This window comes from Proteus columbae, assembly GCF_002777965.1.
Taxonomy (GTDB): domain Bacteria; phylum Pseudomonadota; class Gammaproteobacteria; order Enterobacterales; family Enterobacteriaceae; genus Proteus; species Proteus columbae.
Genome location: NZ_NGVR01000029.1, coordinates 29,918 through 44,124 on the forward strand (window position 1 = coordinate 29,918; position 14,207 = coordinate 44,124).

Below are 14,207 nucleotides of genomic sequence, written 5' to 3' on the forward strand. Positions count from 1 at the left end.
TACCTCCTTCTATTTTGGGATCTCAGTTTTCTATCTATTAATCGCTGTCTGATAATTTAGCTTCTAAAGGTAGAACAATAATAAAACCAATCCCTTTATTATTCAGCCCTTCAGTAACAATTAGCGATGCTTGAATTTTATTGGCGAGATTTTGTGCAATAGATAAACCTAAGCCGCTGCCTGTTTCGTTAGAGCCCGGAACGCGATAAAAACGTGAAAATAGAACATTGATATGTTCTTTTGCGACACCTGGGCCATTATCACGCACGATAACATGTATCCCTTCGGCGTATCGATTCTCAATAGTTACCTCAACTTGACTACCGTTAGGGCAATATTTAATGGCATTATCAAGCAGATTATTAAATATAGAGAGTAAAGCCTGTTTATCGGTTTTAAGTATTAAAGTTTGGCCTTCATTAAGTGATAACTCAATATTTTTAGTAATCGCATAAGGAACGCGTTGTGCTATTGCATTCCCAATGACGTTATAGATATCAAGAGATTCTATTTTTAATGGGAAGTCGTCACATTCTAATCGCGCTAAATCAATTAATTGATGAGAAAGAGCGGCTGCTCTATCAAGAGATTGTTTCATATCATCAATAATTTCTTCACGCTCTTGCTGATCATTGACTAAAGAGAGCAGGTGTAATTGAGCAATAACCGCAGCTATTGGTGTTCTTAATTCATGAGCGGCATCTGCCATAAATTGTTTTTCACGAATATTAGCCGCGTCAATTCTGGCCATTAATTGGTTTAGTTCTTTAAAGATCGGGCGAATTTCTTTAAATTGCTGACCGACATTGATGGGTGTTAAATTACGTGGTTTGCGATTAGAAATAAGTTCCGCAGCTTGTCTTAAAGGGCGTAAACTAAAATAAGCAGTAATTAAGATTGCAAAAATAACAGTCGCGAGAATAAATAGGAAAGGAACAAAGGTACCTTCAACAGGGTTACCAATAACATGGCCTCTATCTTCAACTGATTCACCAATAAACACTTTTATTTTGTGTTTTTCTCCCCAGCTAAAAGAGAGTATCCACTTTTCACCTGCGACAGACACTTTTTCTGATGCTAATGAAAGTACTCTTGTCGGTATGGGTAATTCAGGACGATTAGTATAAATCAGAGTATTATTTTCATCTAAGGCAATAAACCACGGTAGATATTGTAGTTCATCATCTTCACCATTAAGCATGGCGTCGATATACATACCTTGTAAATTATGAGCGACTTCTTTGAGGACTTCAGGTTGGTCAGCAACAATCTCTAAGGTATTAGCAAAACCCTCAGCAATAATTTCTTGTTGTTGGTTATAAACTTTTTCGAACTCAGCAAGATAATCAAATTGTATCCAAGCTAACCAAACACCCCAAAGCATAACAATGGAGATAATCTGAAGGACAATGGTATAAATAAAGAAGGAGCGGATCTTCATTTAATTAGTTTCTTTTTTTAATAAATAACCTACGCCACGAACCGTGATAATGCGTTCTTTGCCTATTTTTCTTCGTAAATTATGCATATGCACTTCAAGGGAATTGCTCTCAATTTTATCATCTAAACCAAATAAACGCTGTTCTAATTCTGATTTACGTACCACATTGTCAGTATTACGCATTAATTCATATAATAATTGGTATTCTTTACCTGATAATAAAAGCAATTCGTCATTTAAAGTGACTTGATGGTTTGCTGGATTAAGTTGTAAATTGCCAATAGACCATATTTGTGAAGAGAAACCGGCCATTCTGCGACTCACTGCTTTTACTCGAGAAATAAGTTCAGGCATAGCAAAGGGCTTTGGTAAAAAATCATCGGCACCTGAATCTAATGTTTGTACTAAATTATCAATTTGAGTGCGGGCAGTTAAAATAATAATCGGGATTTTCTCGCCACTTTTTCTGAGTGCAATCAGTTCATCTTGCCCATCACCATCAGGAAGACCTAAATCTAATAGCATTAAATCGAAAGGGCGCTGTTTTAATTGAACGCGAGCATCCGCAAGCAATCTGACCCAGCATGGTTGAAAACCCGCAATTTCAAGTCCGCGACAAAGCGCTTTACCGAGTTGTAAATCGTCTTCAACTAATAAAATATTCATAATAATACCTACCTAAAATCGTCTTAAGAAAGTATAAGAGCCAAATAAAAATTGAGCAATATAATAAAATGTAAAGCAAGGTTTGATTAATCAACTCTTAATGTAAGATAAATTTTTATTTAATACGTTTTAATAAAAATAAATGACTAGGATTTTTAGGAATAAATTGAGATAAGTATGCTATTTATTTAATTTTTATCACATTAAGGCATTTAATGTTAACTTTAAAGATTTATTTTAGATAAAATTAGTGAGGTTAACCTAATATAGATAATAAATATCTCACTCTATTATGCTAAGGTAACTTAAATGCTTTATTTAAGATGCTTTAGATTTAAAAGTAAAACCTATTAAAAATCAAAGTTCAATAAATAAGGTTTCATATTTAAAATAATATAAATATAAAATGTTGATTTCATTGGATAATATAACCATCAAATCGATGTCTTATTCTTTTATTGAAAATAGATAACTGTTTTAATATATCCCTGTTGTGCAACATTTTTATTAGATTTAAATTATTTACTCTATTGATCTATACTCTGCAGTAAAATTTAACCACTTGAAAGGACTTGGATTTTCAATAAAAGGAATTTACATGAAACGAGATGGTGTTATTTAGTATAAATTAAATCATTCTGTGTCAGAAATGCTCCCAACCCTCTGGGAGCATTTCACATGATGCAATTACTTACAAAGTGAGTTATCCCACAGCATTAAGTTAAGTGGTAAATTTAATGGCGCCACTAATTCATTCACCGTAGTTTGAAGCTCTGTTTTTGCTTGGGTCAGTCTTTGTTTATCTCTATCAGGAATAAAGTTATCTTTTGCTGGTAAATCATCTAATGTGTACTCTTCCACCAAAACGCCATTAGCCCACCGTTGAAATAGCCAATAACTTTCTGGCATTAGTGTATATTTTGTACCATCAATAATTGTTGTTTTATCTTCCTGATAACGAACAGAAATAAGCTGATTTGCAACATTATCCCAGATCCAACCTTTGTATGTTCCATCCTCTAGTCGGTTTATCGACCAATGCATATCATCAGGTTGATAAAAATAGAGCTCAGTTAATACAACATAAGGTGTGGTTTTTGTTGATAATGAGGCTTGAATAAGACCATTAGTAAAATAAGAAATATAAAGTATTTTATTATCAATGTTCAGTTCAATACTGCAAGTATCCCAATGAGTTACTGTTAAACCTTCTTTAGCTGGTTTTTCTGGAATGGAGAACACCTCATCTGTTGCATCATCTTCTGCTGGTGGGTAGTAATGACCAGTAATATATTCACCATTATTGCCATAGAAGTGCCATGTCGCTAAAGGTAAGCTTTTAAAATACTTATTAATGGTCAAAAAAGAGATCAGTGCAATCGTCAAAAAAAGAAATATAAATCGTATTTTTTTAGCCATTTTAATTAATTGCCTATTTTCCGTTTGCTGATTAGGATTCTATAAATTCATAGAAATAAAAGCGAGACATTTAATTAATAAACGTAATATACTTTCCCGTAATTAAGATAATAAGTGCACTTTAACGATCTTAAGATAAATACTTAGATAAGGATGTTCTTCATGATTAAAAATAAAGTACTCGCTGCGCATTATTTTTTAAAAGAAATGGACAATGATAATTATTATCCCTCACACCTTGTAAAAAAAGGGCAAGATTTATTAAAAGCGCTTTGTGTAAAAATAGAAGCAACTTCACCTAAAAATTTGGCAGAACTTTATATTTTAACGCAAGAAACAACAGATCAATTTAATGAGTTAGCTGAAGAATTTTATGAAGAAAATAGTGAAATTGAAACAGTAGCAAGAGAGTGCATTGCTGAGGATTTTTGCGTTATTGCTGATGAATATGGTTTTGAAGATGCTGATATAGAAGAGTTAATTGCAACACGAGATTGGTAGAAAAATGATGAGAAAACCATATCGTGTTTTCTCATTCTTCACTTATCTTAATTTATCAATTATCACCTAAATGATAATGAGAATAATTTTGTTGACAAAGAAATATTTATTAATAAACTAGCTCTCAGTTTGGTCAAAAAGACTCGTAAGCGTTTACGTTAATCAACGCATATAACTTTTTTTAGCCTGTTGTATTGGCAGTTATGTGCTGTTGTACAATCGTATTATTGGAGTCTTTATCTATGTCTTTTCAGGACAAAAATTACTTTTTAGGTATTCCTAAACTTCCTACTCGAGCAATGATTTTTCTTGTTCCTTTTTTCCTTTCTTTTATTATGTCAGGTATTGTTGCTTTTATTAGTACCGTCAAATCTTTAGGAATGGGAATGTACGTTATCTCCCCGTGGTTAACTTCTTGGGGGATCTCTTGGATGATTGCTTTTCCTACGGTTTTATTCGTTTTGCCGATCGCAAGACGCTTTTCACTGTTATTGGTGAAACCCGCCAAATCTAATGATTAATTAAAATGATTAATTAAAAAAAGATCAGCATCTATTGCTGATCTTTTTGTTTTTCACAATGTGAAGTAAACCATCGCCTAAATGAATAAGATCCGATAGCCTTAAACTTGTATATTAAAATGCTATATCGAAAAGCGAAGATATTTTTCTTTGCATAAATTCTTATTGATAGCAGGAGGCTTTAAATGAGTTTGTTGTTCTCCCCTAAAAAACTAGGCCCCCATCAGTTAGATAACCGTATTATCGTTGCACCAATGTGCCAATATTCAGCACAAGAAGGTTACCCGACAGCATGGCACACAATGCATTACGGGCAGCTAGCACTATCTGGTGCTTCGCTAGTGATTGTTGAAGCAACAGCGGTTGAGCCTAGAGGTCGTATTAGTTATAAAGATTTAGGTATTTGGTCTGATCAACATGGTAGTGAATTAAAAAAACTTGTTGATAATGTTAAGCAATATTCGTCTGCAAAACTGGGTATACAAATTGCACATGCAGGACGTAAAGCATCGACTGATTTACCTTGGAATGGCGGAGCATCATTAGCGCCAGATTCTCCTAATGGATGGCAAAAAGTTGCACCTTCAGAAATTCCTTTTGGAAAGAATCATCAGCCTCATGCTTTGGCTATTGATGAAATTGAAGAAATAAAACACGCTTTTGTTGATGCTGCGAGAAGAGCTGAGTTAGCAGGATTTGATGTTATTGAGATCCACGGTGCTCATGGATATTTATTGCATGAATTCTTATCTCCATTATCAAATCACAGAACGGATCAATACGGTGGTGATTTCAATAATCGTAGTCGGTTGTTAGTGGATGTCTTTGTGGCCGTGAAAAACGCAGTTTCTGATAATATATGTGTTGGTGTCAGAATTTCTGCAACAGATTGGGTTGAAGGTGGCTGGGACTTAGAAAGTGCGATTGCGCTAACACAACATCTTGAAGAATTAGGTTGCCATTATATTCATGTTTCTTCTGGTGGATTATCAGAAAAACAAGAAATTAAACTGGGTCCTAATTATCAAGTACCATTCGCCCAAGCAATTTATAATGAAACGCAACTACCTGTTATTGCTGTTGGTTTAATTACTGAGCCAGAACAAGCCGAAGCCATTTTACTTACAGAGCAGGCTGATTTTATCGCTTTAGGTCGAGGTATTCTTTATGATCCTCGTTGGCCTTGGCATGCGGCGGAAAAACTCAAACAAACCATAAAAGTAGCGCCTCAATATTTACGTTGTGCGCCTCATGGCAGCAAAGATTTTTTTAAATAGTGATACCAAGCCACGGAGAATAATAGAGTGTTATTAAGCCTATCCGTGGCTTTTTCTTTTATAACCTTTATGATTATGTGCATAAACGGCAAGCATAAGTGTATTGCGTGGTAAAAATGGGGCGTAAAAAATGAAAAAAAATCCCTTATTGCAGCAACCAAGGATTGTTTAAGACGATGTGTTTTGAATGCGAACACATCATCAGAGAATTAAGCATTCTTTGATGACTCATTAATTTATTGCGAGTCATATTATGAAAAATAAACATTGGTCGCGTGTAGAATATCTGCACGAAACAGTTAAAAATAAAAACATTATTATTAAAGGGCAACACAGTTATTACAGTGATTGTTGGGATGATGGTTTTGAAGCTTCTGTTGTTCGTTATCTTTATGGTGATGAAATTAGTCTGCAATGGGAGCCGTTGTGGGAAATTGATAAATTACATATTGGCGACTATGTCTGTATTGGTGCCGAAGCCATTATATTAATGGGCGGAAATCATACTCACCGTATGGATTGGTTCTCACTTTACCCTTTTATGGATAAGATTGAGGAAGCCTATATTGGTAAAGGTGATACCCATATTCATGATGGTGCATGGATAGGAATGCGTGCAATGATAATGCCTGGTGTGACAGTTGGAGAAGGTGCTATTGTTGCGGCTAATAGTGTTGTTTCCAAAAATGTTGAACCTTATAGCATTGTGGGAGGAACACCCGCGCGACACCTTAAATATCGTTTTGAGCCAAAAGTTATTGAGAAACTTTTATCTTTAAAGATTTACCAATGGTCAGAAAAGAAATTTGATGCTCTGAGGCCTTATTTATGTCAATCATCAATTGATAAATTATTAATTGCAGAAGCGAAATTTATTGAGTAAAGCAACCCCCCTAAACATAACTATGTTTAGGGGGTTTTACTTAGGTATTATTTTAATATAAATTAATCATATCACTAAAAGATAAAAAATAACGTTGCCTTTTTATTTGATCTCCATCTCAAATTCCAGAATATTTTAATTTTATTAAAATACTTATTATTTTAATTTTTTAAGTTTGTTTTTGTTTTTTATAAATTATGCTTTTTCTTTAGTGATTGATTTTATTTTAAAAATAAAAATCAGTTATTTATTTTTTTATTAAATTTAAAATTATCCAATGGTGTTATTGTTTATGTTTAATAGAATTATCAAGAGTTATTAAATTGTTTTATAAGATATATAATGTGTAAAAAATAAAATACATATTACTCTATATGTGAGTTTATTAATTTTGGAGTAATATAGGTATGACTTGTAATATAAATTTCAAGATAAAACTATTAGTTATTATGTTATTTTCATCTACTTCTTCCTATGCTAATAATACCACTTTATTAGGTGGAAATAGTAAAGCTGATGGTAATGAATCGACAGCGGTTGGATATAATACATGGGCTCATTCAGATCAATCAACTGCAATTGGCGCTAATGCGGGAGCTGAAGGTAAAAATGCAACGGCAATAGGTCATAAAAGTACGGCAATAGGAGATAATGCATTGTCATTGGGAAGTGGTGCAGTAGCCACTGGCGAAGGTTCACTTTCTATTGGCTCTCAAGCTTATAGTGATAGTAAAGATGCAATAAGTATTGGTAAGGGAACTATAAATAACGCTGAAAACGGCGTTATTTTAGGAAGTGGAAGTCGCCTTTCAGATGCTGCTGATAATTCGATTATTATTGGTAGCAAGTCATCAGGGACTGCAAGTAATGCGATTATATTAGGTGATAAAAGCAGTAATAATCGTGATAATACATTATCAATAGGCAGTGATAAAAACCAGCGACAAATTATTAATGTAGCAGCAGGTACAGAAGATAACGATGCTGTTAATGTTTCTCAATTAAGAAAAGAAAAAGATAATATTCTTATTGAAGCGGATAAGCGTATTAATGACAATAATCAAAATATTTATAATAGAATTGATCAGGAAAAAGGTCGCATTCTTAAAGAGACAAATAATCAAATAAATGAGAATAATAAAATCATAAAAGGCGATATTGCTAAAGCAAATGATGAGGTACTAAAAAGAAGTGAAACAAAAGCAAATGAATTAGCTAATAGCGCAGAGAAGAAAGCAAATCAATATACTGATAGTAAAATAGATAAACATCAAGAAAATACGATTAACTATATCAATGAAGCAAAAAATGAATTTCATATCTATAGTGAAAATAAATATGCTGAAATAAAATCAGGCGTTGAAGATTATACTAATAATCGAGTGGATGAAATGAAAGGTAATATTGAGAAAAACACCAATGATAAAATTGCCAAGTCTGAAAATAATGTTAAAGAGTATACCAATAATAGAATTGTTGAAGTTGAGAATAGTGGTAAAGAATACACTGATTTTAAAGTCAATGAACATCATGAAAAAACAGTAGAACATATTAAGAATACCCGAGATGAAGTAACATCATTGACAGAAGGGCGAGTTATAAAATCTGAAAAAAATGCCAATAATTATACTGATATAGAAATCAGTAAAATTTCCTCAGGTATTGAGGGTGCAATAAATAGAAATAACGAAAAAATTACAAAAGAGCGTGAAAAATATATTACTCAAAAAGGAAATGAATATATCAATATCACCAATACTGTTATCAATGAAAGAGACGAGTCCCTAAGAGAATACATTGATTCGTCAAAAAAAGACTCTATTTCTATTGCAAATGAATATACCAACAATAAGATTAAGAATATCTTTATTGATAATGATGTTGCGCTCAATAATATGGATAACAAAATAGATAAAGCTGACAAAAGGGCAAGTGCAGGCATTGCTTCTGTTGCAGCAATGGCCAATATTCCTTATGTAACTAATCATACTTTTAGTTTAGGTGTGGGGGTGGGTAATTATCGCGATGCTAATGCACTTGCAACAGGGGCTCAGTATCAAATAACAGAAAGCGCGATTATTCGTGTCTCTGCTTCATGGAATACAGAAGATCGTGGTGTTGTCGGCGGAGGTGTTTCTTATGGCTGGTAAAGCACTTTTGTATTGTGTCCAATAGAATAAAAAATAGAGATAAGGCTGTTTCTTTTTTATCTTTCAGCTAGCTTTTATGGCTCAGATTTGAATAATAAAGGTAACAGCCTTTGTTTTCTATAATGAGTAAATTATGATCTTTCTTCATTCGGGTGGTGGCGCTTTTGAAAAACAAACAAGAGTTAATCAAGCCGCAACGGAAAAAGCACAGCAGATTGCTAAAAGTAAGATAAAACAAGTAGTACAACTTAGAAAGCTTGCAGACTTTCCTGTTGATATTGAACAGATTGGTGTGATATTACTGATTGAACCCACTATTGAGTTAGCGCTTGAGGCTGGGCGACTGTATTCACAATCAACAGATATTGTGATTGCTGAAAGTGCAACGGTAGGAAGGAAACTGACTATTTGTCAGATTGAATTTGTAGTAACAAAAATCTGTGTTCTTTGATTTCTGGACTTATTCAGTTATCCACATTAACTGTGGATAACTCTTGTCTTACATGTTAGTAATCTTATTAATAATTGATTTTATTGGGTATTTTGTATTGATTGAAAAATATCCATTTAAATTAATGTTCTTAATGCTTTGTTATTATTCAAAATAATAAATAACATAATAAAATAATGCAGTTTTGAATTAAGAGAGATAAAAAGTATGACAAATCTCTCTATAAGATGTTATTTATCGAATAATGGCGTTGGTTTTCCGTCGTGATCAACCGCAACAAAATTAAACTGACCATGGATCACTTCTTCACGGCCTTCTGCGTACATATCTTCAAGAAAAATAGAAACATTTACCGTCAAGCTTGTACGTCCAACACGAATAACTTCACCCACTAATTCAATAATCGTACCCGATGGAATAGGGTGATTAAAATTTATTTTCTCAGTTGAGACTGTCACTAGGCGTTTACGGCTAAAGCGGGTGGCGGTAATAAATGAAACTTCATCCATCCAAGCTAATGCTGTACCACCAAAGAGTGTTGAGTGGTGATTAGTTGTGGTGGGGAATATGACTTTAGATACACGGGTGATTGAATTTTTAATTTTATCTTGTAGTTCAGGAGATAAATCAGAGATGGACATAACAATAAAGCCTTCTTCTTTTATACTGTAGGGAGAAATCCCCACAGTATAAAATAGAGTAAATTGAAAGCAAAGTAGATGAATGGCTGATTATGCCGTCTGTAATTAAAAGGTTATTTCGCCAGTTAAAAAGAGTGCAGCATCTCCTGTCAGTAAAACTCGATTATCTTTTAGCACACAGTCGATATTTCCCCCTCGTTTTGAAACTTGTCTTGCTTGTAACTGTATTTTATTGAGTTTATTACCCCAAATTGGTGCTAATACACAATGTGATGTACCTGTAACAGGATCCTCATTCACACCTTTTACGGGCGCAAAGAAGCGAGAAATAAAGTCAAAAGGCGCATGACCTTTAGCGGTGATAATAACACCAGGTAAAGGCAACTGTGCGATTTGAGTGAAATCAGGTTGGTAGTTAATGACGGTTTCTGGATCAGATAAAAAGCAAACATAACGATCACGCGCTTGCCAAACTTCATCTATTTGTAATGTTAATTTTTCTTCAAGCGCTGATTTTATATCGTTATTTAATGTCGCAGGTATCGCTGGAAAATTCAGTGTGAAGAGAGGATCTTGACAAGAAACAGTGAGCTCACCTGAAAGAGACTGGAATTTAAAGCACTTATTAGGAGACTGTTTTATTGTTTTTAATACAAAAGCTGTGGCTAATGTTGCGTGTCCACAAAGAGGAACTTCAATCTTAGGTGTAAACCAACGAATATGATCGCCAACTAAAAAAGCGGTTTCAGGTAAATTAATTTCACTAGCAAGTGTAATTAAGGTGTCATCAGGCAACCACTCTTCTAACAAAACGACAGCAGCAGGATTTCCTGAAAAAGGCAGAGAGGAAAAAGCATTAACATAATAAATAGGAAGAACTGTCATCGCATTACCTTAGTGATAAACTATCAATAAATAGAAGGTAATGAGATTAAGTGTTTTAAATATTGGGTGCAATATTTAAAACAGCGTTCAAATTATAGGATGTAAAAGCAAAAAGCCATGCCTAAGTCATTAGGCATGGCTTTAATAATTAACGCATTAGATTAAGCTTGTGCTTTCTCTTTGCTATCTGCGCTTTGTAAAAGCTTACGAACTGGAATAATCAGTGCAGCAAGAACAACAGCACAAATAACCAGAGCGATAGAAACATGAGAGAAGAAGTCAGGCATTACATCCAGTTTGTCTGGACGGATATTTCCCCCCATTAAACCTGCTGCCAAATTACCTAATGCACTTGCACAGAACCATAGTCCCATCACCTGACCACGCATTTTAGCTGGCGCTAAAATAGTCATTGTGGCAAGACCAATAGGGCTTAAGCATAATTCACCTAATGTCAGCAATAAGATACTGCCAATTAACCAAAGTGGTGAAACGCCTTGTCCTGTTGCAATAACACTTTCAGATGCAAACATCATGACGGTAAAGCCACCTGCTGCAAATAAAATACCAATCACAAACTTAGTCATACTGCTTAAATTCATATTCTTACGTGCCATCATTGGCCATAACCAGCTAAATACAGGCGCAAGAATAATAATAAACAGGGCGTTAACAGACTGGAACCAAACTGCTGGGATTTCAAAACCCATAAAGTTTAAGTCAGTATAGTCGTTGGCAAATAAGTTAAATGATGTTGGTTTTTGTTCAAATGCAGACCAGAAAAGGGCTGCTGAAACCAATAATAGGAAACAAACAAATAAGCGAGAACGGTCACTACTACTTAATCCAGCAAATAGGAATAAATAGATAAAATAGGCGATTACACTACCGGAAATCACATAGACCATAAAGTTAGCCACAACAACTGGGTTAAAAGGAATAACACCAGAAATAATAAGACCAACAATTGCCATAAGAACGACAGATAACGCTAAGATCCATTGACCGACATTACGACGAACAACGGTTGGGCGATCCCAACTTGAATCTAAACCAACTTCGCTATCAAAGCGACGCATGGTTGGTACTGCGTAAAAGCGAAAAATCAGTAACGCAACAAGCATACCAATCCCGCCGATACCAAAGCCCCAATGCCAGCCATAATCACGCACTAAGAAGCCCGTGATGAGTGGTGCAATAAATGAGCCCATATTGATACCCATATAAAATAAGGAGAATCCACCATCACGGCGAGTATCATCCCTTTTATATAAGGTTCCTACCATCACAGTTACGCAGGTTTTAAATAGCCCTGTACCCAATACAATCAGTAATAAACCGATAAAGAACAGATCTTGTGACCAAAACGCTGAGAGTGCGATGGATAAGTGCCCTAACGCAATAAAGATAGAGCCATACCATACAGCTAGGCGCTGACCTAACCAGTTATCAGCCAGCCAACCTCCTGGCAGCGATGTTAAATAAACACCACCTGCGAAAATACCCACAATAGCAGATGCCTGCTCTCTGGGGATTTCCATGCCACCCTCATAAACGGTTGCCGCCATAAATAGAATTAATAATGGGCGAATACCATAGAAAGAAAAGCGTTCCCACATTTCAGTGAAGAAAAGGGAGCTTAATGGATATGGGTGGCCAAAGAAAGTTCGGCTAGATTTTGAGTGAGTAGATTGCATCTTAAATTCCCAAAAAAACCTCTACAGGTCGTTTGCAAGTAAAAAGAACAAAATATCAGCTAGTGGTGAAACAAAATTATTTCATTCTGTTATCAATATCCACTGCATTTAATTAATATATTTTTAACATACTTTTGTCATAATTTAGCGACTAAAAGTATATTTAATACTTTATAAACCATTTTTTGGTGCAAAAGTCGATAAAAATCTCATTTTACGATAGTTAACCTTGCAATTTTTTGAAAAAAGAGGACAAGAAAATTTTATAGCTCTTAACAAACAGGGGGTGAGAATATTCTTAATAAACAATAAATTACAAAAAATAGAATAAAAAAAATAACAATTAGGCCTTTAAATGTAAAAGTGTAATTTTTTGAAGAAAAAAAACTATTAACTGATCTTATTTGTAGATTTTTTGACTACTTTTCTTGTGGCGTTCTAAAGCTTAACCAAGAATAAATTAGATTAAAAAAGACAACAGCTGCGGTGAAATAAAAAACAGCTCTAAACCCATAGCTTGCAGCAACAAAAGCACCCATTAACGGTCCTGTAACATTACCAACATCTCTTAGCGCTTGGTTATAGCTGAAAATTCGACCCGCAATAGCAGGGGTAATGTTATAGAGAATAAGCGTTTGTACCGCAGGTAACATGGCGGCATTGACTGCACCAAGTAAAAAACGTAGTGCGCCAAGCTCCCAATAACTACTGACCAGTGCCATTGGAATTAACATGAAAATGGAGAGCCCAAGGGTAAAAAGAAGGACTTTATCAGGGCCAATTCGGTCACCTAATTTACCAAAACGAGGTGCGCTAATAAGTGCAGCAATACCGGGTACAGAGGCGACAACACCACTGATAAAGGCAAGGTTACTGACTGAACCTGTTAATTCACGAATATAAAGTGTCAAAATAGGTGTAACAGAGCCTGTTGCTACTTGAATGATCATTGTAGTGAAAAATAGGCATACAACGAGTCTTTTATTTTTAAGTGATGAAAAGACCTGTTTTGTGGTTAGTGCGTCTTTTTTAGAAACAGGTGTGAAGTTTTCACTTACAAAAAAGAGGGTGACTAAAAAGCAAATAAATAAAACGGCGGAAGTAATAAAGAATACAGGGCGTAAACCATAGAGATCGGCAAGCATACCGCCAATTAAAGGACCTATTAATGCGCCACTTACTGCACCTGTTGAAAGAGTCCCTAATGCCCAGCCACTTTTTTTAACTGGAACCTGAGTGGCAATTAACGCATTTGCATTCGGAACAAAGCCACCTAATACACCAAGCAAGGCTCTCAGCACTAATAACTGCCATATATTTTGAGCGAATCCAATTAATACCATCACAATTGCCATACCAAGGGCGGATCGTAACAGCATTAATTTTCGGCCTTTTCTATCTGATAATTTTCCCCAAAAAGGCGCTGCAATGGCAGAAAAAAGGAAGGTAATACTAAATGCAACACCTGTCCAAAGGTTAAGCTCTTCGTGATCGGTTATACCAAGTTCTTCTACATAGAGAGGAAGAAAGGGCATGATCAAACTAAAACCGGCACCAGTTAAAAAACAGCCAAACCAGACAATATAGAGATTACGTTTCCAAGAGTTATTTCGGGGTTTGAGATCCATGTTACTCCTTTAGCCGAGAACGAGAGAGTAAACCAAGAAAATAGACT

At 34.8% G+C, this 14,207-nt stretch carries 13 protein-coding genes; 6 read left to right on the plus strand and 7 right to left on the minus strand.

The window, feature by feature from the left end:
• Window positions 1-37: 37 nt before the first annotated feature.
• The 3 genes from CBE70_RS15655 to CBE70_RS15665 form a co-directional block, all read right to left on the minus strand.
• Complete coding sequence (locus tag CBE70_RS15655) at window positions 38-1,441, minus strand: ATP-binding protein (RefSeq protein WP_100160046.1); 1,404 nt, start codon at window positions 1,439-1,441, stop codon at window positions 38-40.
• Window positions 1,442-2,107 carry a response regulator gene (locus CBE70_RS15660; RefSeq protein ID WP_100160047.1) on the minus strand — a complete coding sequence of 222 codons (666 nt, stop codon included), beginning with the start codon at window positions 2,105-2,107 and terminating at the stop codon, window positions 1,442-1,444. It abuts the gene before it with no gap.
• 687 nt (window positions 2,108-2,794) lie between these two features.
• Entirely contained in the window at window positions 2,795-3,526 is a 732-nt protein-coding gene (locus tag CBE70_RS15665) for a hypothetical protein (protein WP_100160048.1), read from the minus strand.
• A gap of 162 nt (window positions 3,527-3,688) precedes the next feature.
• Here CBE70_RS15665 and CBE70_RS15670 point away from each other — a divergent pair, with 162 nt between their 5' ends.
• The 6 genes from CBE70_RS15670 (at window position 3,689) to CBE70_RS15695 (ending at window position 9,309) form a co-directional block, all read left to right on the plus strand.
• Complete coding sequence (locus CBE70_RS15670; protein WP_100160049.1) at window positions 3,689-4,027, plus strand: DUF5713 family protein; 339 nt, start codon at window positions 3,689-3,691, stop codon at window positions 4,025-4,027.
• A gap of 242 nt (window positions 4,028-4,269) precedes the next feature.
• On the plus strand, window positions 4,270-4,548 hold the full coding sequence (locus tag CBE70_RS15675; RefSeq protein ID WP_099075800.1) for a DUF2798 domain-containing protein: 279 nt from the start codon (window positions 4,270-4,272) through the stop codon (window positions 4,546-4,548).
• Window positions 4,549-4,733: 185 nt separating this feature from the next.
• A complete protein-coding gene (locus tag CBE70_RS15680; RefSeq protein ID WP_100160050.1) occupies window positions 4,734-5,825 on the plus strand; it encodes an NADH:flavin oxidoreductase/NADH oxidase in 1,092 nt (363 codons plus the stop codon).
• A gap of 253 nt (window positions 5,826-6,078) precedes the next feature.
• Window positions 6,079-6,708 (plus strand): CatB-related O-acetyltransferase, encoded by a 630-nt coding sequence (locus CBE70_RS15685; RefSeq protein WP_100160051.1) that lies wholly within the window; start codon window positions 6,079-6,081, stop codon window positions 6,706-6,708.
• Between the two features lie 407 nt (window positions 6,709-7,115).
• A complete protein-coding gene (locus tag CBE70_RS15690; RefSeq protein ID WP_100160052.1) occupies window positions 7,116-8,858 on the plus strand; it encodes a YadA-like family protein in 1,743 nt (580 codons plus the stop codon).
• A gap of 133 nt (window positions 8,859-8,991) precedes the next feature.
• Window positions 8,992-9,309 (plus strand): hypothetical protein, encoded by a 318-nt coding sequence (locus CBE70_RS15695; protein WP_100160053.1) that lies wholly within the window; start codon window positions 8,992-8,994, stop codon window positions 9,307-9,309.
• A 230-nt stretch (window positions 9,310-9,539) separates the two neighbouring features.
• On the opposite strand, the gene CBE70_RS15700 is transcribed toward CBE70_RS15695, so the two are convergent.
• The 4 genes from CBE70_RS15700 to mdtG all read right to left on the minus strand — a co-directional run bounded on the left by CBE70_RS15700 (window position 9,540) and on the right by mdtG (window position 14,160).
• A complete protein-coding gene (locus tag CBE70_RS15700; RefSeq protein WP_006533237.1) occupies window positions 9,540-9,950 on the minus strand; it encodes an acyl-CoA thioesterase in 411 nt (136 codons plus the stop codon).
• A gap of 105 nt (window positions 9,951-10,055) precedes the next feature.
• Window positions 10,056-10,835: a PhzF family phenazine biosynthesis protein gene (locus tag CBE70_RS15705; RefSeq protein WP_100160054.1), complete on the minus strand. Its 780-nt coding sequence runs from the start codon at window positions 10,833-10,835 to the stop codon at window positions 10,056-10,058.
• 161 nt (window positions 10,836-10,996) lie between these two features.
• Window positions 10,997-12,532 carry a peptide MFS transporter gene (locus CBE70_RS15710; protein ID WP_100160055.1) on the minus strand — a complete coding sequence of 512 codons (1,536 nt, stop codon included), beginning with the start codon at window positions 12,530-12,532 and terminating at the stop codon, window positions 10,997-10,999.
• 419 nt (window positions 12,533-12,951) lie between these two features.
• Entirely contained in the window at window positions 12,952-14,160 is a 1,209-nt protein-coding gene (gene mdtG, locus CBE70_RS15715; protein ID WP_100160056.1) for a multidrug efflux MFS transporter MdtG, read from the minus strand.
• Between the last annotated feature and the right edge of the window lie 47 nt (window positions 14,161-14,207).